Source organism: Pseudomonas sp. GL_091, assembly GCF_057837725.1.
The window spans coordinates 5084942-5109033 of record NZ_CM174451.1; the positions used below are offsets into that span (position 1 = coordinate 5084942).

The following is a 24092-nucleotide window of genomic DNA, read 5'->3' on the forward strand; positions in this document are numbered from 1 at the left end:
GATTCGCCAAAAGGATCTGCCCGATGCACATCATCAACGCCCGTCTGCGCAACCAGGAAGGCCTGCATGAGTTGAACCTGGAAAACGGCCTGATCAGCAGCATCGGCCGCCAGATCGAAGCCCCAACCCTGGGCCCTGACGATCTGGACGCCGGTGGCAATCTGGTGGTGCCGCCCTTTGTCGAGCCGCACATCCACCTCGACGCCACCCTGACCGCCGGCGAGCCGCGCTGGAACATGAGCGGCACGCTGTTCGAAGGCATCGAATGCTGGGGCGAACGCAAGGCGACCATCACCCAGGAAGACACCAAGGCCCGGGCCAAGAAAACCATCCAGACCCTCGCCGCCCACGGCATCCAGCATGTGCGCACCCACGTCGATGTCACCGACCCGCAACTGACCGCACTCAAGGCCATGCTCGAAGTGCGCGAGGAAAGTCGGCACCTGGTCGACCTGCAAATCGTCGCCTTTCCCCAGGAAGGCATCGAGTCCTACCGCAATGGTCGCGAATTGATGGAAGAAGCCATCCGCATGGGCGCGGACGTGGTGGGCGGCATTCCGCATTTCGAATACACCCGCGATCAGGGCGTCAGCTCGGTGAAGTTCCTGATGGACCTGGCCGAACGCAGTGGTTGCCTGGTGGATGTGCATTGCGACGAAACCGACGACCCGCATTCACGCTTTCTCGAAGTGCTCGCCGAAGAGGCCCGCAGCCGCGACATGGGTTCGCGGGTCACGGCCAGCCACACCACGGCCATGGGCTCCTACGACAACGCCTACTGCGCCAAACTGTTTCGCTTGCTCGGGCATTCGGGGATCAGCTTTGTCTCCTGCCCCACTGAAAGCATCCACCTGCAAGGTCGCTTCGACAGTTTCCCGAAACGCCGGGGCGTGACCCGGGTCAACGAGTTGCTGGAAGCGGGCATGAACGTGTGCTTCGGTCAGGATTCCATTGTCGATCCGTGGTATCCGCTGGGCAACGGCAACATTTTGCGGGTGCTCGAAGCCGGCCTGCACATCTGCCACATGCTCGGTTATCGCAACCTGCAAAGTGCGCTGGACCTGGTGACGGACAATAGCGCCAAAGCCATGAACCTCGGCGATCGCTATGGCCTGGAGCGTGGGCGGCCGGCGAACCTGCTGATTCTGTCGGCAGAGAGTGATTACGAGGTGATCCGCAGCCAGGGCTTGCCGCTGTACTCGGTGCGCGATGGCAAGGTGTTGATGAAGCGGACGATGCCGGTGGTGGAGTTCAGTGGGCTGAGCTGAGTCTGGTGTTGACGGGGCTGCCCCCATCGTCGGATCGCCGCCCGGAGCAGGCTCGCTCCTACAGGTTTTGTGAACGACATAAAACCACTGTGGGAGCGAGCCTGCTCGCGATGGCGATATCAACTTCAATCGATCATTCGAGCCGTACCAAACAGGCTGACCCGACTCAATTCCCCGTGCTCCTCTTCCAGCAAGATCGGCGCCGTGCCACCCGGCATCGTCACCTTCACCTCCCCGGCGCTGACCCAACCTGCCCGCCAGGCCGCACAGGCCACCGCGCTGGCGCTGGTCCCCGACGACGCCGTCGGCCCCTCACCCCGCTCGAATACCCGCGCGGCGATGTGTCCTTCGGACAAGCGCATTGCCCATTGCAGATTGATCCCCGCCGGACAAGGTTTGCCTGCACCAACCGGCATGGCATAGGCAATCCGCGTCAGCCCCTCACCCAGCGCCGGCTCACGCATCTGCTCGTTGCTCGGCAGATCCTCGGCACTTTCCACCAGCGTCACGCAATGGGGATTGCCAACCCGCGCGAACTGACTGCGCGACCATGCGCTATTGAGTGCCGCCAATTGTTCAACGTGGCTGAGTTCACGACCGTTGAACACTGCTGCTTCAACCCCGTGAGCGCTGACTGCCGCCGGCCCGAATCCCGGCTGCCCCAGATCGAGCCAGAAACCCTTCACGCCATCGACCTCTGCGGCTTTCACTGAAGTCTGCCCCGGTGACGGCGTATCAGCCTTGTCGTGGTGAACCCTGAGCAGACAGGCTTCTTTCTGCGGCAACAACCCTTGATCGCTGAGGGCCTGGGAAAAAATAGTCAGCCCGTTGCCACTGCGCTCGGCCAGGGTACCGTCGGTGTTGACGATCAACAGATCAAAGGGCGGCGACGACTGAAACGGTCCGACCAGCAAACCGTCGCTACGATGATCCTTGCTGCCGGACGGTTGAGTGCCTGGGGCCCAACTGCAGCAAACTTCGATCGCGGCTATCGCCCAGGCTTCGAGGGTTTGCGCTGCCTGGCTGGCCTGACCGGGCAGGTCGATGCCCTGGCGGCGCAGTTCTTCGGGCGCTACCACGATGTAAATATTGCCCCGAGCATCGTACCGCTGCGCCATGGCGCCCTCCGCGTGTCATTGGAATGGCTCAACATATCGCGAAAACCAGCGGCACTGTGCAAGGATGTCGCCCTGTTTGACCGTAAAACTTTCCGGGCACTGATCGAACCCTCATAGGCCGATCACTGTCCGTTGGGGACGTGACGTTTATTGCCAAGGATTGTTATGACCAGCCTCAACAGCCAAACCACCTTCGTTCCCGGCCGCCTGGAACAGATGTCCACGCGCATCGCCTTTTTCATCGCCGGGTTCGGCATCGCCGCGTGGGCACCGCTGGTGCCCTATGCCAAGGCCCGGGCCGGACTGGATGAAGGCACCCTGGGTTTGCTGCTGCTGTGCCTGGGGGTCGGTTCGATCCTGGCGATGCCGTTGGCCGGGATCCTGTCCACACGTTTCGGCTGCCGGCGGGTGACGGCCGGCGGGACCCTGCTGATCTGTGCCGCCCTGCCGCTGCTGGCGACGGTGTCGTCGATTCCGGCGCTGATCGCCGCGTTGTTCATGTTCGGCGCGGGGCTCGGCACCGTGGACTCGACGGTCAACCTGCAAGCGGTGATCGTCGAGCGCGCCAGCGGCAAAAACATGATGTCCGGTTTCCATGGCCTGTTCAGCCTGGGCGGGATTGTCGGTGCGGCGGGCGTCAGCGGGTTGCTTGGCCTGGGGATTTCGCCCCTGGGGGCCACGCTGGTGGTGATCGTGTTGCTGCTGATCGCACTGGCCAAGGCCGTGCCGCATCTGTTGCCCTACGGCAGCGAGCGTTCGGGACCGGCGTTCGCGGTGCCCCATGGCATCGTCCTGTTCATCGGTGGCATGTGCTTCATCGTGTTCCTCGCCGAAGGCGCGGCGCTGGACTGGAGCGCGGTGTTCCTGACGCAGGAGCGTGGCATCGACACGGCGTATGCGGGGCTCGGTTATGCGGCGTTTGCCCTGACCATGACGGCCGGGCGTTTGACCGGTGACAAAATCGTGCGACGCCTGGGTGCGACGCGGGTGATTGTGTTCGGCGGGCTGACAGCCGCCGCAGGCTTGTTTCTGGCGACGTTCGCACCGAGCTGGGAGGCGGCGCTGGTGGGTTATGCGCTGCTGGGGGCCGGTTGCTCGAACATTGTGCCGGTGCTGTACACCGCGGTCGGCAAACAGACGGTCATGCCCGAAAGCATCGCCGTGCCGGCCATTACCACCCTGGGTTATGCGGGCATCCTGGCAGGCCCCGCCGTCATCGGCTTCGTCGCCCATGGCAGCAGCTTGAGTTTTGCCTTTGCCTTGATGGCGGTGTTGCTGGTGGCGGTGGCCGTTGGCGGGAAGGTGTTGAAGGTCTGAATTGTGGCGAGGGGGCTTGTCGGACCGCCGAACCGCCCCCTCGCCACAGGTGGGTTAGAACCCGACACTGGCCTGTACAAAGAACGTGCGCGGCGCACCGACGTACATGCCCGAGTTGTTGTCGCTGGAACGGGTGAAGTACTGCTTGTCGAAGATGTTCTTCACCCCCGCCCCCAGTTTCAGGTTCGACACCTGCGGACCGAAGTCATAGCCGCCACGCACGTTCCAGGTCACGTAACCGGGAATATCACCGAACTGGCCGTCGGCGGTGCCTTCGGTGATGTAGTTGCCGTTGAAGCTGCCATCGGCGTTCACGCCGGTGCCCGGCGAGCGCTGTTTGGACTGGGCGAACGCATCGAGGTTCCAGGTCCAGCGGTTGATGTCGTAACGCAAGCCGGCGGTGGCTACCTGACGGGAATAGAACGGCAGGTCACGGCCCTTGAAGCCCGGGATCTCACCTTCGTTGGTGGCACGGGTGTAGGTGAAGCCGGCGTTGGCGGTCAGGCCGTCAAGGCGTGGGTCCAGCGCAGCCAGATCGTAGTGCACCGAGGTTTCGATGCCCTGGTGTTTGGTCGCGCCGAGGTTGGTCCAGCCCACATCGTTGCTGATGTATTGCAGTTCGTCGTCGAAGTCGATGTAGAACAGCGTCACTTCGCCGCCCCACACGTCATCGTTGTAGCGCGTACCGATCTCGTAGGTCTTGGCCTTTTCCGGCTCCAGGCCGTTGGCGGTGTTGTCGCCAATACCACCCTGCCCCAGCTGGAAGTACTGCAGCGCGCCGAACGAGGTTTCGTAGTTGGCGAACAGTTTCCAGGCATCGGACATGTGATACATCACGCTCAGGGCCGGCAGCGGCTCGTTGCTCTCGATGCTGCGTTTTTTTTCCGGCACCCGTTTACCGGCGTTATCAAGTACCGGGCGGTCGTGCCAATCAGTGCTGATGTGCTCGAAGCGAATACCTGGAGTGACGGTCCAGTTGCCGACGTCGACCTTGTTGTCGACGTAGACCGAATTGGCCTCGGTGCCACCGGTGCGGTCCTGATAGACATGGCCGTCCGCCCCGGGACGCACGACTGGCTGGTTGTTGACCAGCGCCACTCGGCTGGCCTCTTCGTGCATGGCTTCTTTGAGGTAGCGATAACCGACGCTGACTTCCTGGGTAGTCGGGCCGACATCGAAGACGTGGGACACCCGTGGTTCGATACCGAAGGTGTAGTAGCTGCGCGGATAGGAGTTGAGTGTGCTCAGGTCCCGCGAGGCGATGGTGCTGCCACGGAAACTGTCGGTGTAGTAGGTCAGCACTTCGGTCTGGGTGCGATCGTCGATCTGCCGCGCCCACTTGAAAGACACATCCTTGCGGCGGCCGCTGAAGTTGTCGAAGTCGCGCACCGACTGGAACGGGTCGGCGTCGTACTGCGCCTGGGTCAGGCCGCCGGGCATGTCGGCCTTGGCATCGTAGTAGTGGAAATTGAGGCTGAAATCGTCGACATCGGTCGGCGCCCAATGGGTCTTGAGGATCACGTCGTCGATGTCGTTGCCGTTGTTGCTTTCACGGTAACCGTTGCCGTTCACCCCGGAGTACAACAACGCCACGCCCATGCCGTTGTCGGCGGTGCCGCCCATGAACGCGGTGTCGATGTGCTTCCAGCCACCGTGCTGGGAGGTTTCCAGGGTGGTGCCGATTTCCGCCGAGGCTTTTTCCGGGATCGCGCGGGTCACGAAGTTGATCACACCGCCGACGTTTTGTGGTCCGTAGCGCACGGAGCCGGCGCCGCGTACCACGTCGATGCTGTCGAGGTTGCCGGAGGAAATCGGCGCCATGGACAGTTGTGGCTGACCGTAAGGCGCGAACGCCGCCGGGATGCCGTCGATCAGCACCGTGGAGCGAGGCGACAGGCGCGAAGTCAGGCCGCGCACGCCGACGTTGAGGGAAATGTCGCTGCCACCGGTGCCATTGGCGTCCTGCACTTGCACGCCCGGGACGCGTTTCAACACCTCGCCGACGTTCATCGCGCCCTGCTCGACCATGGCTTCACGGCGGACCACCGTTCGTGCGCCGGGGTGGTTCTGCACCATGGCGGCATCGGCATCATCGAGCCAATCGCCAACGACCTTGATGTCCGTCACGCCCAGTTCCAATGGACCGTTGGCCGCCGAAGTCGGCGCCGGCATCAACGTCACCGAACCTTCATCGATCTGGTATTGCAGGCCGCTGCCTTGCAGCAACTGGCGTAGCGCGTCTTCCGGGGAAAGGTTGCCATCCACCGCCGGAGCCTGCTTGCCAGCAACCAACTCAGGGCTGAAGAACACCTGAAGCGAGGTTTGCTGGCCCAATTGACTCAGGGCTTGTCCCAAAGGTTGCGCCGGGATGCGGATGCCGTCGGCGGCAAAGGCCTGGGGCAGCGCAATATTGACCGCCAGCGCAAGGGCCAGCGGCAACCAGGGGAGTTTGTTGTTTTTAGCGGTGGAGTTTTTCACGTCGAACGTAATCCTGTGGATCGCAAGAGTGTGCGCTTGTTAATGCAAACCAGTTGCAGTTGAACAGGAAGACGATGAGCTCGAAAAAAACCTGAATTTTATTTTGAAATTATTTCCTGGCTGCCGTCGCCAAGGGTGCGTACGGCCACCGGCAGGATGCTCGGCAAGGCTTTGAGCAGCGCGTCGGTGTTGTCGGACTTGAACACGCTGGTCAGGCGCAGATCGCCCACCGCTGCGCTGGCGACCTTGAGCGGCTTCTCCCGATAGCGCGAGACCTGCTCGGCAACATCGGCCAGGCTGGCGTTGTTGAACACCAGTTTGCCGCTGCGCCAGGCGGTCATTTCCGCCGGGTTGACGGCATAGGCGGCGGCAACCTTGCCCTGGGCATCGACGTGGGTGCCAAGGCCTGCCGTGAGATTGATGAAATCGTTATCGGCGGCATCGCGCCCTTGAACCTTGACGGTGCCCTGCTCCACCACCACCCGGGTTTCGCTGATGCCATGGCGTACATCGAAACGGGTGCCGGTGACCGTGACCTTGCCGCTGCCCGCCTTGACCACGAATGGCCGACGGGTGTCGTGCTCGACACTGAACATCGCTTCGCCTTCGCTCAGCTCAACGTTGCGTTGATCCTTTTCAAAGCGCACCTGGATCCGGCTGCGGCTGTCCAGATCCACCACCGATCCATCCGGCAACGCCACATGACGACGCTCATTCAGGGCTGTTGAAAACTCGGCGGTGTAAGGCGCCGGATGATTCAGGCCGCTGAACAAGCCCAGGCCGAGCGCCACGGCCAGCACGCTGGCGGCCACCGCGTAACGCAGTACCGGACGGCGTTTTTTCAGCACCGGCGGGGTTTCGCACAAGGCACGCAAGCGCGCCGCCGGCACCAGGTCGGCGGCGCTCCACAAGCCCTGAAGCATTTCGAATTCGTTTCGGTGTTGAGGGTGTTCGTCCAGCCAGAGCTGAAACTGGCGCCGCACTTCGACATCCGCAACAGGCTCCTGCAAACGCACAAACCACTGCGCCGCGTCATCGCGAACCGCTGTCTGCCCGCACGCGCAATCACGAGTATCCATCATGGAAGTTCCTGTTGGGCTGGGGAGGAGAAGGCGCGGCCGGTCATGACTGCAACCCGTCCAGGCGATCGCGCAGATGCCGAAGCGTGCGGATCATATACTTTTCCACCATGTTCCTGGACAGCCCCAGGCGCTCGGCGATTTCGGCCTGGGTCAGGCCCTCGATTTTCTGCCAGACAAACACCTTGCGGCAGTTGACCGGCAACTCGGTGAGCGCCCGTTCGATGGAATCCGCCAGCTGGATCGCGTGCATGAAATGCTCCGGGTCGCCGGTCGGCGACTCACTGAGATCGATCGCCTCCGACTCCATGGCGCCCCGCCGGTCCTCACGCCGATAACCATCCACGGCAATGTTGCGCGCGGTCTGGTGCAAATACGCCCGGGGCTGTTGCACCTGTGCCGAATCGGACTCAAGCACCCGCACGAAGGTGTCGTGGGCCAGGTCCTCGGCCTGCTGACGATTTCTCAGGCGACGGGTCCAGGTGCCAACCAACTCTTCGTAATGCTCGAAAAAACCGTGTCTGCGGGGCAGCTTGAGGGTCATTGCGGTGTGCTGTGGAGACGGGGCGTGAATAGTAATGCTTCGTATTAACTGGAAGCAATGGTTTGCGCCCCTCTGGCCGGGCACTTTGTCCGCTTGCCATTGTGCATTTCGTCAGGAAAGCTCAATCGCGGCACGGAACCAAAGAAATCTGGCAGGCATTCAAATGCAGCCATTGGCTGGTTGTAACAAAGTGCAGGAGTGCCCGTACCCGGCTTTTCCCCAGGAATTCACACATGTTCAGCCCCAAAGCATCGCCCAAGAGAACACCGCTTGCCCGCCTCGCCCTGGCCATCACCTTGAGCACCCTCGGCCTGCCTTTCTGGGCGAGCACTGCCCAGGCCCACGGCGGTCAAGCCGACATGGTGCCGCTGCAAGCGGGTCTTGAGGAATTTGGCGCCACGGTGAAATGGGACGATTACGCCAATCTGTTCACCATTGCCAAGGACGGGGTCTACCTCAAGGTCAAGCCCGACAGCAAAGTGGCGATGCTCAACGGCAAGCGTATCGAGCTGACGGTGCCGGTGGTGTTCAAGGACCACACGGCGTTCATGCCCAAGGACTTTATCAACCAGGTGTTCCAGTCCGGGCTGGACAAGACTTTCGTCGTCGAGACCCGCCCTAACCCGCTCAACCCCCTGAGCGCGGCTGAAATCACCACGGCCGTGGACATCGTCAAGAAATCGGAAAACTACAAGCCCGGTTTCCGCTTCACCGAAGTCTCGGTCAAGGAGCCGCCGAAGGATCAGGTGTGGAACTTCGTCTTCACCGGGCAGAACGTCGCTCAGCCGCGTGAGGCCTCGATCGTGGTGCTCGACGGCAAGCACGTGATCGAAGCCCTGGTCGACCTCGACACCAAAGCACTCAAGTCCTGGAAGCCGATCGAAGGCGCCCACGGCATGGTCCTGCTGGACGATTTCGCCACGGTGCAGACGGCGGTGGAAACCAGCCCGGAATACGCCCAGGCCCTGGCCAAGCGCGGCATCAACGACGTGAAGAAGGTCGTGGCCACGCCGCTGACCGTCGGTTACTTCGACGGCAAGGATGGCCTGGCGCAGGACAAGCGCCTGCTGAAAATCGTCAGCTACCTCAACACCGGTGACGGCAACTACTGGGCGCACCCGATCGAGGGCCTGGTGGCGATTGTCGACCTGGAACAGAAGAAGCTGATCAAGATCGAAGACGAAGCGCTCATTCCGGTGCCGATGAAACCGACGCCGTATGACGGGCGCGGGCGCCAGGGCGTGGCAGTCAAGCCGCTGGAAATCATCGAGCCCGAGGGCAAGAACTACACCATCAGCGGCAACAGCATTCACTGGCAGAACTGGGACTTCCACGTTCGCCTCGATTCGCGGGTCGGGCCGATCCTGTCCACCGTCACCTACGACGACAAGGGCAAGAAGCGCAAGATCATGTACGAAGGCTCGCTGGGCGGCATGATCGTGCCCTACGGCGACCCCGATGTCGGCTGGTACTTCAAGGCCTACCTCGACTCCGGCGACTACGGCATGGGCACCCTGACGTCACCGATTGCCCGCGGCAAAGACGCCCCGCAAAACGCCGTGCTGCTGGACGCCACCATCGCCGACTACACCGGCGCACCCACCGCTATCCCGCGCGCCATGGCGGTGTTCGAGCGCTACGCCGGCCCGGAATACAAACACCAGGAAATGGGCCAGCCCAACCTCAGCACCGAGCGCCGCGAACTGGTGGTGCGCTGGATCAGCACCGTGGGCAACTACGACTACATCTTCGACTGGGTCTTCCAGCAGAACGGCACCATCGGCATCGACGCCGGCGCCACCGGTATCGAAGCGGTCAAGGGCGTGAAATCGAAAACCATGCACGAAGACACCGCCAAGGAAGACACGCGCTACGGCACCCTGCTGGACCACAACATCGTCGGCACCACGCACCAGCACATCTACAACTTCCGCCTCGACATGGACGTGGACGGCGAGCAGAACTCACTGGTGGAAGTGAACCCGGTGGTGCTGCCGAACGACCGTGGCGGCCCGCGCACCAGCACCATGCAGACCGAAACCAGGGTGGTCGGCACCGAGCAACAGGCCGCGCAGAAATTCGACCCCTCCTCCGTGCGCCTGCTGACCAACTCCAGCAAGGAGAACAAGGTCGGCAACCCGGTTTCCTATCAGCTGATTCCTTATGCCGGCGGCACGCACCCGGTGGCCAAGGGCGCCAACTTCGGCAAGGACGAATGGCTCTACCACCGCCTCAGCTTCATGGACAAGCAGCTGTGGGTGACGCAATACAACCCGGAAGAAAAATACCCGGAAGGCAAGTACCCGAACCGCTCGGACAAGGACTCGGGCCTGGGGCAGTTCACCCAGGACAACCACTCCATCGAGAACACCGACGATGTGGTCTGGCTAACCACCGGCACCACCCACATCGCCCGCGCCGAGGAATGGCCGATCATGCCGACCGAGTGGGTGCATGTGCTGTTGAAGCCGTGGAACTTCTTCGATGAAACACCGACGCTGAACCTCAGCGCCCCCAAATAAAAACGTCGTATGCAATACCTGTAGGAGCGAGCTTGCTCGCGAAGAACTCAAGGACACCGCGTTTCTTCAGGATTCGCGCGTTATCGTTGACGACCATCGCGAGCAAGCTCGCTCCTACAGGGGAGCTGCGTGTGTTTTGCGCAATCGCTTACTGGCTGACCACAATCTTCCCGATCATCTGTGGATGCAGCGCACAAAAATACTCAAACTCCCCCGGCGTGTTGAACACCCAGGAATAACTGTCTCCGGTATCCAGCGCCCCGGAGCGAAACATCTTGTGGGTTTGCGCCACTGTGTGCGGGATCTCGTCATCGTTTACCCACGTGACTTTGGTGCCCACGGCCACGGTCAGATCCTTGGGCCCGAACATGAATTCCTTGATATCGATTTTCACCTCATTAGCCCATACAGGCATCGACAACATCAGGCAGACAGCGGCCAATAATCGCGCTTTCATCCAAGTCCCCTCCGTTAAACCAGTGTCGAATCGATCAGCGCCAGCGGATGATCACCCTGGGTCGCTCGCACTTCGGTGATCCCTAAATAATTGCGCAGTTGATCAGCCGCCACGGTCATCGGCCCCGGCGTCGGCGCCGCGCCCGGTGCGGGTTGTGGATAAGCCGTGCCGCGAGCAGTGTGGAAGGTGATATTGCCTTCGACTTTCTGGATGACCTGATGGATGTGCCCGTTCAACACCGTTACCGAACCGTACTTGCGCAGCATGGCAATCGCCTGATCGCCATCCTCGGTACCCCAGCCCCACGGCTGGTAAACCGTCCACAACGGAATATGGGTAAACACCACGATGGGCGTGCTGCTGCTCACGGCTCGCAAGTCATCGGCCAGCCACGCCAGTTGATCGGCACCAAGGGTTGCTTCATGGCCGGCCTGGAAGTTGAAGACATTCACCAGCGCAATGAAATGCACGCCGTGGTCATCGAAGCTGTACCAGCCATTGCCTTTGGTGCCTTTGCCGTAACGTTCCAGATAGAGCTTGCCGCCGCCTTCGTCGAGGGTGTCGTGCTCGCCCGGCACGTAGTGCACGGGGGACGGCAAGCCTTTGAGCAACTGGGCCGCGGTGTCGAACTCGTCGGCTTTGGACAGGTGGGTGATATCGCCGGTGTGCAGGATCAGCGAGGGCCGTTTTGGCAGCGCAATGACCTTGTCGATCGCCACTTGCAAGGTCTTCAGCGGTTCCGGGTTGGCCTCCTTGTTGAAACCGATGTGCGAGTCGCTAATCTGCACAAACTGGAACGTGCTGGCGAGTGCCTTGGGGTCGGCGACGTTACCCGTCTCATCCAGGGCGAAGGCCCGGGGAATACCGCCACTCAAGGCCCAGATCACGCCAGCCCCGGCCCATGCAGAGCACTTGAGCAGCGTTCGGCGGTCAGGGTTCAACGGGCCGTCGGTACGTCGTTGGTGTTTTGAATGAATGTCCATCGGTAATCCCTCGCTGGAGAACTACAGTGATGTAGCTGGCACGAGGTAAAAACCTGGCGGGACAGGTCTTTATTCCCTGTCGAAAATATATTTTTTCCTCGGGAATAAAACGCAACGCTTCACAGTTATAGGGATGGGACAGTGCGGAAACCACTATGACGCGATTTGAGGAACTGTTTGCGCCCCACCTGGACGCCGCCTACAACCTCGCGCGCTGGCTCACCGGCAACGACAGCGCCGCGCGCGATGTCGTGCAGGAAAGCGCCCTGCGGGCGTTCAGATTTTCGCAGCGCTTCACCGACGGCAACGCCAAGGCCTGGTTCCTGACCATCGTGCGCAACGAAAGCTACACCTGGCTCAAGGCCTCAGCCGGACGCCATTGGGTCGCCATCGGCGATGAACTCGCCGAAGACGACAAGGCGCTCAGCCACAGCCAGACCCCGGAACTGCTGGCCATCCACAGCGAAAATGCGGCGCTGATCCAGCAAGCCCTGTGCGCCCTGCCGCCGGCGTTTCGCGAGGTGATCGTGCTCAAGGAACTCGAAGACATGCCCTACAAGGACATCGCCCTGGTGGTCGACATCCCCATCGGTACCGTCATGTCGAGGCTGGCCAGGGCTCGCGCCATGCTCACGCTCGAACTACTGAAGTTGCACGATCATGAATGAACTCGACTGCACGGTTTGCCAGACGCTGATACATGGCTATCTGGACAAGGAACTCGATTCGGCGACGGCTGCGAATGTGTCCGGGCATCTGGCCGAGTGCGTCGCGTGCGCGCGATTGCATGATCAGACGAAGCTGCTGATGGCCGGTGTGAAGCAACGAGCGCCGTATTACGCAGCGCCGGCGTCATTGACTTCCCGGGTGTTCGCCCCTGAACCCCCATCGGTTGGCGTCGTCGAGCGTTGGCGCAAATGGTTCGCACCGGTTTTTTCAGCGACGGCGCTGGCCTTGGCTGTGGTGCTGTATGTGGCGACGCCAGGCAGCGAACAGCCATTGATGGACGAGGCGGTCTCCAGCCATGTGCGTTCGCTGATGGGCGAGCATTTGAACGATGTGGTGTCGTCCGACCGCCACACCGTGAAGCCCTGGTTCACCGGCAAACTCGACTTCTCGCCGCCGGTCTTCGATTACTCGGCGCAAGGATTTCCCCTGCTGGGCGGGCGGCTGGATTATCTGCAGCATCAGACCACGGCGGCCCTGAGTTACCGCCGGGCCAAGCACATCATCAATGTTTTTATCTTGCCCACGCCTGAGACGGACAAGCCACGGCAAAGCCTGACGATCCGAGGTTTCAATGTGGTGTCCTGGCAAGAAAACCACATGCGCTTTGTGCTGGTGTCCGATCTGGAGAAAAGTGAGCTGGAGGCGTTCAGCCAGTTACTCAAGCCGTAGCATTTTTTCACCGAAGCAAGAGCAAAAAAACCTCAGGCATGCCGCTTGCGATACTCCCCCGGCGCAATGCCAAAGCGCGACTTGAACGCGGTGGAGAAGTAGCTCGAATCGGAAAACCCCCACGAGTAACCCAGCACCGACAACTTCTGCTCCTTGCCTGAGCGGCGCAGGGATTCGGCGCACAGGTCCAGGCGACGGTTCTTGATGTAGCGCGCCACCACCAACCCCTTCTTGGCAAACATGCGGTACAGGCCGCGGGTGGACATGCCGACTTCCCGCGCCAGCCATTCCGGGCACAGGTCTTCGGAGCGAATGTTGTCGTCGATGCAGGCGAGCGTCTTGCGGAAGAACCGCTCGTGGGCATCGCTGCTGTCGTTGGCCTGGCTGATCGCCGGGCGCAGCAGGCTGACAATCGCCTCCAGGGTCGCTTCGCTTTCCTGGTGGGTCAGGTGCTGCTGGCGGGTGGCATCGAGGATCAGCCGGTGCGAGAGCATCGCAATGGGCGAGGTCGCGGCAATCCGGTGGCCGCACTTGACCTGATTGAAGCGCAGGGTTTGCTCGACCAGTTGATACGGCAGGATCAGCGACAACTGCCGGGAGCTTTCGCCGTAGGTGAAGTCGCTGGGCCGCGCAGCATCGATCAGCGTGATGTCGCCGGGGGACAGCAAGACCTTGTCGTCGCCCTGGGCCATGCCCGCCGTGCCGTCGAGCTGGAACACCGCAAAATACTTGCCGCCCTCGCCCGCCGCGACTTCCTGGGGCGTACGGTACAAACGCGCCTGGCACGCGTCGACGAAGCTGAGCTTGAGCGCATCGCTCCGGTATTCGCGGATACGCCCGGCAAATTCGCTGCCCAGGGGTTGTGCGTTGAAGGCGCCACAGATCTGGTTGATCTGATGGATCCACTGGTCGAACCCATCATGGCGCTGTGCTGTTGTAGAAATCATGTCAGGCCTCACGCAGGCTTATTTTTATTGTCTACGTCAATCCACACGACATCGGATGCTTCGAATCTCCTGAACCGCACCATTCCCTGAACAATGACGTGCTATTTCAGTCCGCCAAAACGCCGATAGAAGCTTTCACCCACATCCGGCAACGGGCCGTCGGCCGTTTCCAGTGCGGCGTTCAGCCATTCTTCGGCCTTGGCGTAGATCAAACGGTAAATGTTGCGGCACAACTGGCGGGCGGCGCGGCCTTCCCAATCGCCGGGCAGCAACTCGTCCGGCAGTTGCGGGTCGCGCAGCAGCAGCTTGCGGTACTCGTGAATCAACAGCACCCGCGCCAGGAAGCAGTCGGCCGGCTGTAGGTTTTCCTGCTCGCGCAGGGCTTGCCACAGCGGCCGGAACAGCTGGATGAACTCGCTGTAGTGCGCGGCCAGTTCCTCGATGTTCCAGCTCTCGCGCACTTGCAGGCGCAGCGCCTTGGAGGCCAGTACGTCTTGGGCGGTGGTTTCGAAGACGATGGTGTCTTCCTGGACGCCGAGATCGAGCAGGGTCGCGTTGACGTCGGAACGGTCGCTGCGCGGACAGGCCAGCACGACCGGCGAAATCGCGCCGAAGCCTTGCCACTCCAGCTCTTCGCGCACCTGTTTGCGTTTGTCCTGGGTCAGTTGCGAGAGCATCACCAGGCACCAGGAACCATCCCAGGCCGGCATCGTGGTGCTGTAGACCCGCTTGAAGGCCTTGTCGAAACGGCGGCGACCGGTGCCGGTCAGGCTGTAGTAGCTGCGACGACCGACCTTCTCGGCGGTCAGCCAGCCTTCCTTGGTCAGGCGAAAAATCGAAGTGCGGATCAGCCGTTCGTTGATGCCGATGGGCTCGAGCAACTGAATCAGGCTGCCCAGCCATACGGTGCCGCCATGGGGTTCGATGGCATCCCCGTACAACGTGATGATCAAGGAACTGGCGCGGATCGGCGTCTGCTCCTGGAAGCGGGTAATCAGATGGTTCAAGGGAGTCAGGGACGACATGGGCGTTCCGTGCGAAAAAAGAAAAGGAATATACCGAAAGCCAACTGGTTAAGCCCAATCCCTTGTAGGAGCCAGCTTGCTGGCGATGGTGTGTCAGTCGACACCAAGGTAGCTGACACACCTTCGCCAGCAAGCTGGCTCCTACAGGGGTTCGGTGTTCACAGGTTGTTGCCCTTGGGCCGCAACCCACTGTCACTGATACGCGGGCGATCCGGCTCTGGTTCGCTCAGCGGTTCGCAGACCTGCATTTGCGTAAGGCAACGCTGGGCCAGTTGCTGATATTCCCGGGTGCCGGCCTGTTTCCACGCCACTTCCTGATCGCTGAGGCTGCGCTTGACGCTGGCCGGTGCGCCCATGACCAGCGACTGTTCCGGGCATTCGAAGCCGGCCTTGACGAACGCCGCCGCCGACACGAATGAACGCGGGCCGATCCGGGCGTTGTCCATCACCACCGCATTCATGCCCACCAGCGCATCGGCGCCGATCCGGCAACCGTGCAGCACCGCGCCGTGACCGATGTGGCCGTTGCGCTCGACCACCGTGTCGCTGTCGGGGAAACCGTGCATCACGCAGGTGTCCTGCAGGTTGGCGCCCTCCTCCAGCACGATCCGCCCGAAATCGCCGCGCAGGCTGGCCAGCGGACCGACATAACAATGCGGGCCGATGATCACGTCACCGATCAATACGGCGGACGGATGCACATAAGCGCTCGGGTCAACCACCGGAGTCAGGCCATCAAGGCTGTAGCAGGTCATGGAAGCTTCCTTCACAAAGCGATGCAAATAATGACTCATTTTGTATCACATCACTTTTAACAGCACAAAGACTAAAAACCGTATCACTTGAAATACACCTTTCCGACGAATGTCAACGCGCCTCTTAAATCGCCATAAAACCCAATGTTTTCTGGGAAAAATCCGTTATCAGCGCCCCTTAATCAGAAAGCCAAAAAATCGAAACCAACACCAATAAGACACATTAAATCTATTTTCGTATTGCATTTACGTATCACGTTATAGCTATACTTGGGCAAAACCGGCCCCTGCGGCCGATCCAATAACCAGCCGGCACCACGCCGAGCGTGCACCGTGAGAGCATCCGCCATGCCTCTGACCCTTGCCGTCGAATTGATCGAGCCTGGCGTCCGCCTGATTACCCTGCAGCGCCCGCAAGCCCTGAACGCCTTGACCACCGAGTTGCTGGGCGAACTGGCCGCTGAACTGAACACTGCGCAAGCCGACCCCGACACCCGGGCCGTGGTGCTCACCGGCAGTCGCAAGGCCTTCGCCGCTGGCGCCGACATCAAGGAAATGGCCGATCGCAATCTGGTCGGCATCCTCGACGACCCGCGCCAGGCCTCGTGGCAAGCCATCACCCGCTTCAGCAAACCGCTGATCGCCGCCGTCAACGGCTTCGCCCTCGGCGGTGGCTGCGAACTGGCGATGCACGCCGACATCATCATTGCAGGCCTTGACGCCCGTTTCGGCCAGCCGGAAATCAACCTCGGGATCATGCCTGGTGCCGGTGGCACCCAACGCCTGCTACGCGCCGTCGGCAAATCCATGGCCATGCAAATGGTGCTGACCGGCGAGCCGATCGACGCCCGCCAGGCCCAGCGCGCCGGGCTGGTCAGCGAAGTGACCCAGCCGGAATTCACCGTCGAGCGCGCCCTGCACATCGCCCGCAGCATTGCGGCCAAGGCACCGCTGGCGGTGCGCCTGGCCAAAGAGTCGCTGCTCAAGGCCATGGACACCGACCTGGCCAGCGGCCTGCGTTTCGAGCGCCACGCCTTCACCGTGCTGGCCGGCACCCGCGACCGCGATGAAGGCATTGCAGCCTTCCAGGAAAAGCGCAGCCCGACTTTCACCGGGCAATAAAGCGGCCACTGACATCCGAATTCGAACGACTGCCAAGAGAACGCCAAGACCATGAACTTCGAACACATCCTGTTTTCCATCGACGCCGGCGTCGCCCTGCTCAGCCTCAATCGGCCGGACCAGCTCAACAGCTTCAACACCCAGATGCATGGCGAAGTGAAGGAAGCGCTCAAGCAAGTGCGGCAGAACCCGGACGTGCGCGTTTTACTGTTGACCGGTGAAGGTCGCGGCTTCTGCGCCGGGCAGGACCTGAGCGACCGCAATGTCGCGCCGGGCAGCGCCGTGCCGGACCTGGGCGAGTCCATCGAGAAGTTCTACAACCCGCTGATCCGCCAGTTGCGCGACCTGCCCTTGCCGGTTATCTGCGCGGTCAACGGTGTGGCGGCCGGGGCTGGCGCCAACATTCCGCTGGCCTGCGACCTGGTACTGGCGGCGCGCTCGGCCAATTTCATCCAGGCGTTCTGCAAGATTGGCCTGATCCCTGATTCCGGCGGCACCTGGACCCTGCCGCGTCTTGTGGGCATGGCTCGGGCCAAGGCTTTGGCACTACTGGGCAACCGCCTGAGCGCCGAACAGGCTGAGCAATGGGGCTTGATCTATCAGTGTGTGGACGACGCCGATTTGCGCGACGAAGCGCTGAAACTGGCCCGCCACCTGGCGACCCAGCCGACCTACGGTCTGGCGCTGATCAAGCGCAGCCTCAACGCCAGCCTGAGCAACAGCTTCGACGAACAGCTTGAGCTGGAAAAAGACCTGCAGCGCCTGGCCGGGCGCAGCGAGGACTACCGCGAAGGCGTCGGGGCTTTCATGGAAAAACGCACACCAAGCTTCAAGGGACGCTGAGCCATGACCGCACTGAACACCAACGCACGCATCGCCGTGATCGGCGCCGGGGCTATGGGTGCCGGTATCGCCCAGGTCGCGGCCCAGGCCGGCCATCCGGTATTGCTGCTGGACAATCGTCCCGGCGCTGCCGCTCAAGCGATTGAAGGCATCGACCGCCAACTGGGCAAGCGAGTCGAGAACGGCAAGCTGTCGGCCGAATCGCGCAGCGCTACCGTCGCCCGCCTGCAAGCGGTGGAAGCCATCGAAGCCTTGGCCGACTGCGATCTGATCATCGAAGCCATCGTCGAAAACCTCGAGGTCAAGCGCGCGCTGTTCCGTCAGCTCGAAGGCATCTGCGGCGAGCATTGCATTCTCGCCAGCAATACCTCATCGCTGTCGATCACCAGCATCGCCGCGCAGCTTGATCACCCAGAACGCTTGCTCGGCCTGCACTTCTTCAACCCGGCACCAGTGATGGCGCTGGTGGAAGTCGTCTCCGGCCTGGCCAGTGATCCGGCACTCGCCGAGTGCCTGTACGACACCGCCAAGGCCTGGGGCAAAAAACCGGTGCACACCCGCTCCACACCGGGTTTTATCGTCAACCGCGTGGCCCGGCCGTTCTATGCCGAAAGCCTGCGGATGCTGCAGGAAGGCGCGGCCGACTGCCCAACCCTGGATGCGTTGATGCGCGAAGCCGGTGGTTTTGCCATGGGCGCGTTAGAGCTGACCGACCTGATCGGCCATGACGTCAACTACGCCGTGACCTGTTCGGTGTTTGACGCTTATTACCAGGACACGCGCTTCCTGCCGTCACTGATCCAGAAAGAACTGGTGGACGGCGGGCGCCTGGGACGCAAGAGCGGTCGGGGTTTCTATAGCTACGCCCAAGATGCGGAACGCCCGCACGCCACTGAAATCAGCAGCGATGCGAAGGTTGAGGTGTGCGCTGTCGAAGGCGACCTCGGTATTGCCCAAGGTTTGATTCCACGTTTACGCGAACAAGGCGTCGAGATCATCCAGCGCGATGGTCAAGGCTTGCTGCGGGTTGGTGATGCCGTGCTGGCCTTGAGCGACGGGCGCATGGCCTGTCACCGGGCTCGCGAAGACGGGCTGCGCAACCTGATCCTGCTGGACCTGGCGTTCGATTACGGTCATGCCAAACGCATCGCTATCAGCCATGCGGCAGGTATTGATCCGCTGGCGCTCGAACAAGGTGTTGCCCTGCTGCAACGGGCCGGCCTCAAGGTCAGCCTGCTCAGCGACAGCCCGGCCCTCGCCGTCTTGCGCACCGTGGCGATGCTCGCCAACGAAGCCGCCGACGCCCTGCTGCAAGGCGTGGCCTCGGCCGCCGACATCGATCTGGCCATGCGCGCAGGGGTCAATTATCCGCAAGGGCCGCTGGCCTGGGCCGATGCCATTGGCCTGGCGCACATTCTTGAAACGCTGGAAAACCTGCAAGCCAGTTATGGCGAAGAACGCTACCGGCCGTCGCTACTGCTGCGCCGTCGCGTCGCCGAAGGGAGAACATTCCATGACTAACCACGAAGCCATGACCCTGGCCAGTGAATGCGCGCAATCGCTGTTCCAGCGCGACGCCGCCAGCCAGGCCTTGGGCATGCGCCTGCTCTCGGCCGGCCCCGGTTGCTCCCGGGTCGGCATGACCGTGCGCGCCGACATGCTCCAGAGCCACGGCACGTGCCACGGCGGCTACCTGTTCGCGCTGGCCGATTCGGCATTCGCCTTTGCCTGCAACAGCTACAACGAAGCCACCGTGGCCATCGGCTGCAGCATCGACTACATCGCCCCGGCGCGCCTGGGCGACACGCTGAACGCCGACTGCATCGAGCAGAGCCGTTCGGGTCGCACCGGCAACTACGACGTGCGCATCGAAAACCAGCAGGGCCAGTTGATCGCCCTGTTCCATGGTAAATCCTACAAAGTGCGCGGCCCGGTGCTGGCGCAGGAGACTCCCAATGAATGACGCCCTGATCATCGACGCAGTCCGGACCCCGATTGGCCGTTACGCCGGCGTCCTGAGCAGCGTGCGCGCCGACGACCTCGGCGCGGTACCGTTGCGCGAACTGCTGCGCCGTCACCCGCAAGTGGACTGGAACAGCGTCGACGACGTGATCTACGGCTGCGCCAACCAGGCCGGCGAAGACAATCGCAACGTCGCGCGCATGTCGGCGTTGCTGGCCGGGTTGCCGGTCAGCGTGCCGGGCACCACCCTCAATCGCCTGTGCGGTTCCGGGCTGGATGCCATCGGCACCGCCGCCCGGGCCATTCGCAGCGGCGAAACCGGGCTGATGCTGGTCGGTGGCGTTGAATCCATGTCCCGTGCGCCACTGGTGATGGGCAAGGCCGAGCAGGCGTTTTCTCGGTCGGCCGAGATCTTCGATACCACCATCGGCTGGCGCTTCGTCAATCCACTGATGAAAAAGGCCTATGGCATCGATTCCATGCCGGAAACGGCGGAGAACGTCGCCGAACAGTTCAACATCTCCCGGGCCGACCAGGACGCCTTCGCCCTGCGCAGCCAGCAACGCGCCGCTGCCGCCCAGGCCAACGGACGTCTGGCCAGGGAAATCGTCGCGGTGGAAATTCCCCAGCGCAAAGGCCCGGCCAAAGTGGTCGAGCACGACGAACACCCGCGCGGCGACACCACCCTTGAGCAACTAGCCAAACTTGGGACGCCGTTCCGCGAAGGCGGCAGCATCACCGCCGGCAACGCCTCCGGGGTCAACGACGGGGCCTGCGCGCTGTTGCTGGCCAGCCCGGAAGTCGCCAAACGCCACGGCCTGACCGCCCGTGGCCGGGTCGTGGCCATGGCCACCGCTGGCGTTGAACCCCGGATCATGGGCATCGGCCCGGTGCCGGCCACGCGCAAGGTGCTGGAGGTGGCCAACCTGAGCCTGGCCGATATGGACGTGATCGAACTCAACGAAGCCTTCGCCGCACAAGGCCTGGCGGTGCTGCGCGAACTGGGCCTGAGCGACACCGATCCACGGGTCAACCCCAACGGCGGCGCCATCGCCCTGGGTCATCCACTGGGCATGAGCGGCGCCCGTCTGGTCACCACCGCCCTGCATGAGCTTGAGGAACGGAATGGCCGCTACGCCCTGTGCACCATGTGCATCGGTGTCGGCCAGGGGATCGCGCTGATCATCGAGCGTCTATCCCACTAAAGAATCGCGATTCCCAAGGAGCCGAGAGGTATCCTTGGGGCATGCACTCAAAGCCCTTGTGCAAAAGGGCTGGAACACAAAAACAATTCGAGTGAACACATGAACATGCCAATAGCCAAAGCCGTGCTGGATCCTGTGCTTGACCCGCTGGAAACCGCCAGCATCGACGAGCTGCGCCAGCATCAGCTGGAGCGCCTGCGCTGGAGCCTGAACCACGCCTACAACAACGTGCCGCTGTACCGTCAGCGTTTCGATGCGCTGGGCGTGCACCCGGACGACATCAAATCCCTGGACGATCTGGCGAAATTCCCTTTCACCACCAAGTCCGACCTGCGGGACAACTACCCCTACGGCATGTTTGCCGTGCCGATGCACGACATCGTGCGCCTGCACGCCTCCAGCGGCACCACCGGCAAACCGACCGTGGTCGGCTACACCCAGAACGACATCGACACCTGGGCCAACGTGGTGGCGCGCTCGATCCGCGCTGGCGGTGGCCGCCGTGGCGACAAGGTGCACATTTCCTATGGCTACGGCCTGTTCACCGGCGGCCTCGGCGCGCACTACGGCGCCGAACGCCTGGGCTGCACGGTGATCCCGATGTCCGGTGGCCAGACCGAAAAACAGGTGCAACTGATCAAGGATTTCCAGCCGGACATCATCATGGTCACGCCGTCCTACATGCTCAACATCGCCGACGAAATCGAGCGCCAGGGCATCGACCCGCACAAACTGGCCCTGCGCCTGGGCATCTTCGGCGCCGAGCCGTGGACCGCCGAACTGCGCAGCGCCATCGAGCAACGCCTGGGCATCACCGCACTGGACATCTACGGCCTCTCGGAAATCATGGGGCCAGGTGTCGCCATGGAATGCGCCGAAACCAAGGACGGCCCGACCATCTGGGAAGACCATTTCTACCCGGAAATCATCGACCCGGTCACTGGCGAAGTGCTGCCTGACGGGCAGATGGGCGAACTGGTGTTCACTTCCCTGAGCAAAGAAGCCCTGCCGATGATCCGCTACCGCACCCGCGACCTGACGCGCCTGCTGCCGGGCACCGCACGGCCGATGCGGCGTATCGACAAGATCACCGGGCGCAGCGATGACATGCTGATCATCCGCGGGGTCAACGTGTTTCCGACGCAGATCGAGGAGCAGGTTCTGAAAGTCAAACAACTTGCCGAGTGTTATGAGATCCATCTGTATCGCAATGGCAACCTGGACAGCGTTGATGTGCATGTCGAACTCAAGGCTGAGCACCAGCACCTGAGCGATGAACAGCAGAAGGCTGTTTGCGGGGAGCTGAGTAAACACATCAAGACATATATCGGGATCAGTTCGCGGATTGTTTTGCAGCCTTTCCATTCGATCAAGCGTTCTGAGGGCAAGGCTTGCCACGTGTTGGATAAACGTCCTAAAGCATGACTGCTGCACCCTTTTTGGCCCCGCTTTTTGCGGGGTTTTTTTTGGCTTCGGGTTCTGTGTGTTTATCCATTTCTCGGGTTATGGCGACTTATGGTTCCGCTCTTACAGCCAGCCCTTTCAAGGTGTTTTCCCTTTATGGGCCTTAAGCACCCGATCCGTCGACACATGAGCGTGCGCAGCTTTGCCGTCCAGCCACTCCTTGGGTTTGGCGATTTTGGGACCACGTATGCTTTTGGCCACTTGCTTGGGCTTGATATTCCTGGCGAGCGCCAACAGTCGCGTTGCCAGCGTTTCTAAGGTCGTTTGAAGTGTCAGGTAATCTGAGGGCAGTGCGATCTGCATGCCCTCGTATCCGCTACGCACTTGTACCGTCAGGTGGAAGATCGAAGCTTCCCAGCCTTCGGGCAATGTCTCGCGATGAGCCTGTTCCACGCTGCGTTTGAGCACTGCCAGGACGTTGTAGGCCAGGATCGCCGAGGTAAAACCCAGCAACGCCGCCCGCGGAGCGCCAAGGCTTTCGATTTCACTGTCCAGCACCGATTCCAGGCGCTGGAACATCCCTTCGATACTCCAGCGACGACGGTATAACTCGGCGATCTGCCCGGCGCTGACGGTGTCTGGCAAGTTGCTCCAGAACCACATCACAGTGTCGCCTGAGTCAGTAGGTGTCTGTAGGTTCAGTTCAACTCGACGCCAGCGGTGACCACCTTTGAGTTCGATGATTTGCTCGCGCACCGTTGCGGATTCGATGGCCACAGATTCTTGCCAGCCGCCTTCCTCAATCAACCGTGGATGTTTGCTTTGCTGGCGAATAATGAACGAAGCCCCCGCTTCCTCGCAGGCTTGCATGACGGGCAGCGTGCAGTACAGCCGATCGGCCATCCATAGCTGGCCCTTAGTGGCGTGGGCCAACAGCGGCAGCACGCTGACGCGCTCACTGGCGTAGGCATCCTCGCATGGCTGCAAGTCGACGATCTGATCGAGGTCCGGGTCGTAGACCACTACTGAAAACCCTGGTCGCGCCGCACCTCGCTCACGCCGCAAAGCCCCCAAGCGTTTTTCAGTAGAAGGCAGGTGGTTGCCGTCGACAATGCGCAGCTGCCAGCCGGGCAAAATGGCTGAGCAGCCCAACTCTTTTATCGTCGGAGCCAGGCGCTCGGCGCTTCCTGTAACCAACGCCCGCAGCAACGCGGGCTCTGTGCGGCTGACCTTGTCATAGAGCGCCGCCAACGTAACCGGCAGCCCCTCCATTTGCCGGGCAGCGGCATGCAAAGAAGGGCGCAAACCTAATGAAACAAGGGACATCAGCTCAACGATGGTCGAAAACAAAAGCTCACGCGGGTACTGGCGTTGACGGTGTTCTTCAAACACCTGATCAACCCATTCGGCAGGAACAGCCTGCTCCAGTATCAATTTCGTCATGACACTGGCCGGTGTCTTTTTTTCAAACCGCGCTAGAACTTCTGCCCACATCGTTTTCGTCACCCTGACTGGTTTTTAGGGGATTCTAAACGAAGACCTTGAAAGGGCTGGCTCTTACAGCGGGTTACTTGGAAAAGCCCCAAGTAACCAAGGGCTCTTGCCCCTGACGTTCGGTGCCTCGCCAAGGCTCGGCATGCCCTCGCTCCGGTCCTGCTCCGGTCC

Annotated in this window: 21 protein-coding genes; 11 read left to right on the forward strand and 10 right to left on the reverse strand. The window is 61.6% G+C overall.

The genetic code is table 11. The annotated features are described in order from the left end of the window. Nucleotides 1-23: 23 nt before the first annotated feature. A complete protein-coding gene (gene codA, locus AC3ITY_RS23095) occupies nucleotides 24-1268 on the forward strand; it encodes a cytosine deaminase (protein WP_489305183.1) in 1245 nt (414 codons plus the stop codon). A 125-nt stretch (nucleotides 1269-1393) separates the two neighbouring features. Here the strand turns inward: codA and AC3ITY_RS23100 are convergent, their stop codons facing one another. Further along, nucleotides 1394-2386, reverse strand: a complete 993-nt coding sequence (locus AC3ITY_RS23100; RefSeq protein ID WP_489305184.1) for a diaminopimelate epimerase — start codon at nucleotides 2384-2386, stop codon at nucleotides 1394-1396. Nucleotides 2387-2551: 165 nt separating this feature from the next. On the opposite strand from AC3ITY_RS23100, the gene AC3ITY_RS23105 reads away from it, so the two are divergent. Further along, nucleotides 2552-3703 (forward strand): MFS transporter, encoded by a 1152-nt coding sequence (locus AC3ITY_RS23105; RefSeq protein ID WP_489305185.1) that lies wholly within the window; start codon nucleotides 2552-2554, stop codon nucleotides 3701-3703. A 54-nt stretch (nucleotides 3704-3757) separates the two neighbouring features. Here the strand turns inward: AC3ITY_RS23105 and AC3ITY_RS23110 are convergent, their stop codons facing one another. The 3 genes from AC3ITY_RS23110 to AC3ITY_RS23120 all read right to left on the reverse strand — a co-directional run bounded on the left by AC3ITY_RS23110 (nucleotide 3758) and on the right by AC3ITY_RS23120 (nucleotide 7804). Continuing rightward, the gene (locus tag AC3ITY_RS23110; protein ID WP_489305186.1) at nucleotides 3758-6181 is read right to left on the reverse strand and encodes a TonB-dependent siderophore receptor; all 2424 of its coding nucleotides are present in this window, start codon (nucleotides 6179-6181) and stop codon (nucleotides 3758-3760) included. A gap of 98 nt (nucleotides 6182-6279) precedes the next feature. Next, nucleotides 6280-7263, reverse strand: a complete 984-nt coding sequence (locus tag AC3ITY_RS23115; protein WP_489305188.1) for a FecR family protein — start codon at nucleotides 7261-7263, stop codon at nucleotides 6280-6282. Nucleotides 7264-7303: 40 nt separating this feature from the next. Next, complete coding sequence (locus AC3ITY_RS23120) at nucleotides 7304-7804, reverse strand: sigma-70 family RNA polymerase sigma factor (RefSeq protein ID WP_489305189.1); 501 nt, start codon at nucleotides 7802-7804, stop codon at nucleotides 7304-7306. Between the two features lie 233 nt (nucleotides 7805-8037). On the opposite strand from AC3ITY_RS23120, the gene tynA reads away from it, so the two are divergent. Then, the gene (gene tynA, locus AC3ITY_RS23125) at nucleotides 8038-10326 is read left to right on the forward strand and encodes a primary-amine oxidase (RefSeq protein ID WP_489305190.1); all 2289 of its coding nucleotides are present in this window, start codon (nucleotides 8038-8040) and stop codon (nucleotides 10324-10326) included. Between the two features lie 148 nt (nucleotides 10327-10474). On the opposite strand, the gene AC3ITY_RS23130 is transcribed toward tynA, so the two are convergent. Continuing rightward, nucleotides 10475-10783 carry a cupredoxin domain-containing protein gene (locus AC3ITY_RS23130; RefSeq protein WP_489305192.1) on the reverse strand — a complete coding sequence of 103 codons (309 nt, stop codon included), beginning with the start codon at nucleotides 10781-10783 and terminating at the stop codon, nucleotides 10475-10477. Nucleotides 10784-10797: 14 nt separating this feature from the next. Next, the gene (locus AC3ITY_RS23135; RefSeq protein ID WP_489305194.1) at nucleotides 10798-11766 is read right to left on the reverse strand and encodes a metallophosphoesterase family protein; all 969 of its coding nucleotides are present in this window, start codon (nucleotides 11764-11766) and stop codon (nucleotides 10798-10800) included. 155 nt (nucleotides 11767-11921) lie between these two features. Between AC3ITY_RS23135 and AC3ITY_RS23140 the strand changes: the two genes are divergently transcribed. Together AC3ITY_RS23140 and AC3ITY_RS23145 are read left to right on the forward strand one after the other, a co-directional pair. After that, nucleotides 11922-12434 (forward strand): sigma-70 family RNA polymerase sigma factor, encoded by a 513-nt coding sequence (locus tag AC3ITY_RS23140; RefSeq protein WP_489305195.1) that lies wholly within the window; start codon nucleotides 11922-11924, stop codon nucleotides 12432-12434. Further along, on the forward strand, nucleotides 12427-13164 hold the full coding sequence (locus tag AC3ITY_RS23145; protein ID WP_489305196.1) for an anti-sigma factor family protein: 738 nt from the start codon (nucleotides 12427-12429) through the stop codon (nucleotides 13162-13164). The genes AC3ITY_RS23140 and AC3ITY_RS23145 overlap by 8 nt, the downstream gene beginning before the upstream one ends. A 32-nt stretch (nucleotides 13165-13196) precedes the next feature. Here the strand turns inward: AC3ITY_RS23145 and feaR are convergent, their stop codons facing one another. The 3 genes from feaR to paaY all read right to left on the reverse strand — a co-directional run bounded on the left by feaR (nucleotide 13197) and on the right by paaY (nucleotide 15891). After that, complete coding sequence (feaR, locus tag AC3ITY_RS23150; RefSeq protein ID WP_489305197.1) at nucleotides 13197-14111, reverse strand: transcriptional regulator FeaR; 915 nt, start codon at nucleotides 14109-14111, stop codon at nucleotides 13197-13199. A gap of 101 nt (nucleotides 14112-14212) precedes the next feature. After that, nucleotides 14213-15136: a phenylacetic acid degradation operon negative regulatory protein PaaX gene (paaX, locus tag AC3ITY_RS23155; RefSeq protein WP_008003007.1), complete on the reverse strand. Its 924-nt coding sequence runs from the start codon at nucleotides 15134-15136 to the stop codon at nucleotides 14213-14215. Nucleotides 15137-15294: 158 nt separating this feature from the next. After that, on the reverse strand, nucleotides 15295-15891 hold the full coding sequence (gene paaY, locus AC3ITY_RS23160) for a phenylacetic acid degradation protein PaaY (protein ID WP_489305198.1): 597 nt from the start codon (nucleotides 15889-15891) through the stop codon (nucleotides 15295-15297). 348 nt (nucleotides 15892-16239) lie between these two features. Here paaY and paaF point away from each other — a divergent pair, with 348 nt between their 5' ends. The 6 genes from paaF to paaK all read left to right on the forward strand — a co-directional run bounded on the left by paaF (nucleotide 16240) and on the right by paaK (nucleotide 22448). Continuing rightward, nucleotides 16240-17013: a 2,3-dehydroadipyl-CoA hydratase PaaF gene (gene paaF, locus AC3ITY_RS23165; protein ID WP_489305199.1), complete on the forward strand. Its 774-nt coding sequence runs from the start codon at nucleotides 16240-16242 to the stop codon at nucleotides 17011-17013. A gap of 51 nt (nucleotides 17014-17064) precedes the next feature. After that, nucleotides 17065-17856, forward strand: a complete 792-nt coding sequence (paaG, locus tag AC3ITY_RS23170) for a 2-(1,2-epoxy-1,2-dihydrophenyl)acetyl-CoA isomerase PaaG (protein ID WP_489305201.1) — start codon at nucleotides 17065-17067, stop codon at nucleotides 17854-17856. A 3-nt stretch (nucleotides 17857-17859) separates the two neighbouring features. Continuing rightward, nucleotides 17860-19377, forward strand: coding sequence for a 3-hydroxyacyl-CoA dehydrogenase PaaH (gene paaH, locus AC3ITY_RS23175; protein WP_489305202.1), 1518 nt, complete (start codon nucleotides 17860-17862; stop codon nucleotides 19375-19377). Then, entirely contained in the window at nucleotides 19370-19819 is a 450-nt protein-coding gene (gene paaI, locus AC3ITY_RS23180; RefSeq protein ID WP_489305203.1) for a hydroxyphenylacetyl-CoA thioesterase PaaI, read from the forward strand. The genes paaH and paaI overlap by 8 nt, the downstream gene beginning before the upstream one ends. Beyond that, the gene (pcaF, locus tag AC3ITY_RS23185; RefSeq protein ID WP_489305204.1) at nucleotides 19812-21023 is read left to right on the forward strand and encodes a 3-oxoadipyl-CoA thiolase; all 1212 of its coding nucleotides are present in this window, start codon (nucleotides 19812-19814) and stop codon (nucleotides 21021-21023) included. The genes paaI and pcaF overlap by 8 nt, the downstream gene beginning before the upstream one ends. A gap of 99 nt (nucleotides 21024-21122) precedes the next feature. Continuing rightward, nucleotides 21123-22448: a phenylacetate--CoA ligase PaaK gene (paaK, locus tag AC3ITY_RS23190; RefSeq protein WP_489305206.1), complete on the forward strand. Its 1326-nt coding sequence runs from the start codon at nucleotides 21123-21125 to the stop codon at nucleotides 22446-22448. Nucleotides 22449-22565: 117 nt separating this feature from the next. On the opposite strand, the gene AC3ITY_RS23195 is transcribed toward paaK, so the two are convergent. Next, nucleotides 22566-23870 (reverse strand): IS4 family transposase, encoded by a 1305-nt coding sequence (locus AC3ITY_RS23195; RefSeq protein WP_489304645.1) that lies wholly within the window; start codon nucleotides 23868-23870, stop codon nucleotides 22566-22568. Nucleotides 23871-24092: the final 222 nt, after the last annotated feature.

Excerpts from the sequence above, each read along its gene's own strand:
- paaX (WP_008003007.1), bottom strand. The coding sequence starts at position 15,136 with ATGTCGTCCCTGACTCCCTTGAACCATCTGATTACCCGCTTCCAGGAG.
- AC3ITY_RS23100 (WP_489305184.1), bottom strand. The coding sequence starts at position 2,386 with ATGGCGCAGCGGTACGATGCTCGGGGCAATATTTACATCGTGGTAGCG.
- paaY (WP_489305198.1), bottom strand. The coding sequence starts at position 15,891 with ATGACCTGCTACAGCCTTGATGGCCTGACTCCGGTGGTTGACCCGAGC.
- paaF (WP_489305199.1), top strand. The coding sequence starts at position 16,240 with ATGCCTCTGACCCTTGCCGTCGAATTGATCGAGCCTGGCGTCCGCCTG.
- AC3ITY_RS23145 (WP_489305196.1), top strand. The coding sequence starts at position 12,427 with ATGAATGAACTCGACTGCACGGTTTGCCAGACGCTGATACATGGCTAT.
- feaR (WP_489305197.1), bottom strand. The coding sequence starts at position 14,111 with ATGATTTCTACAACAGCACAGCGCCATGATGGGTTCGACCAGTGGATC.
- AC3ITY_RS23115 (WP_489305188.1), bottom strand. The coding sequence starts at position 7,263 with ATGATGGATACTCGTGATTGCGCGTGCGGGCAGACAGCGGTTCGCGAT.
- AC3ITY_RS23120 (WP_489305189.1), bottom strand. The coding sequence starts at position 7,804 with ATGACCCTCAAGCTGCCCCGCAGACACGGTTTTTTCGAGCATTACGAA.
- paaI (WP_489305203.1), top strand. The coding sequence starts at position 19,370 with ATGACTAACCACGAAGCCATGACCCTGGCCAGTGAATGCGCGCAATCG.
- paaK (WP_489305206.1), top strand. The coding sequence starts at position 21,123 with ATGAACATGCCAATAGCCAAAGCCGTGCTGGATCCTGTGCTTGACCCG.
- codA (WP_489305183.1), top strand. The coding sequence starts at position 24 with ATGCACATCATCAACGCCCGTCTGCGCAACCAGGAAGGCCTGCATGAG.
- AC3ITY_RS23195 (WP_489304645.1), bottom strand. The coding sequence starts at position 23,870 with ATGACGAAATTGATACTGGAGCAGGCTGTTCCTGCCGAATGGGTTGAT.
- AC3ITY_RS23105 (WP_489305185.1), top strand. The coding sequence starts at position 2,552 with ATGACCAGCCTCAACAGCCAAACCACCTTCGTTCCCGGCCGCCTGGAA.
- tynA (WP_489305190.1), top strand. The coding sequence starts at position 8,038 with ATGTTCAGCCCCAAAGCATCGCCCAAGAGAACACCGCTTGCCCGCCTC.
- pcaF (WP_489305204.1), top strand. The coding sequence starts at position 19,812 with ATGAATGACGCCCTGATCATCGACGCAGTCCGGACCCCGATTGGCCGT.
- AC3ITY_RS23135 (WP_489305194.1), bottom strand. The coding sequence starts at position 11,766 with ATGGACATTCATTCAAAACACCAACGACGTACCGACGGCCCGTTGAAC.
- paaH (WP_489305202.1), top strand. The coding sequence starts at position 17,860 with ATGACCGCACTGAACACCAACGCACGCATCGCCGTGATCGGCGCCGGG.
- AC3ITY_RS23130 (WP_489305192.1), bottom strand. The coding sequence starts at position 10,783 with ATGAAAGCGCGATTATTGGCCGCTGTCTGCCTGATGTTGTCGATGCCT.
- paaG (WP_489305201.1), top strand. The coding sequence starts at position 17,065 with ATGAACTTCGAACACATCCTGTTTTCCATCGACGCCGGCGTCGCCCTG.
- AC3ITY_RS23140 (WP_489305195.1), top strand. The coding sequence starts at position 11,922 with ATGACGCGATTTGAGGAACTGTTTGCGCCCCACCTGGACGCCGCCTAC.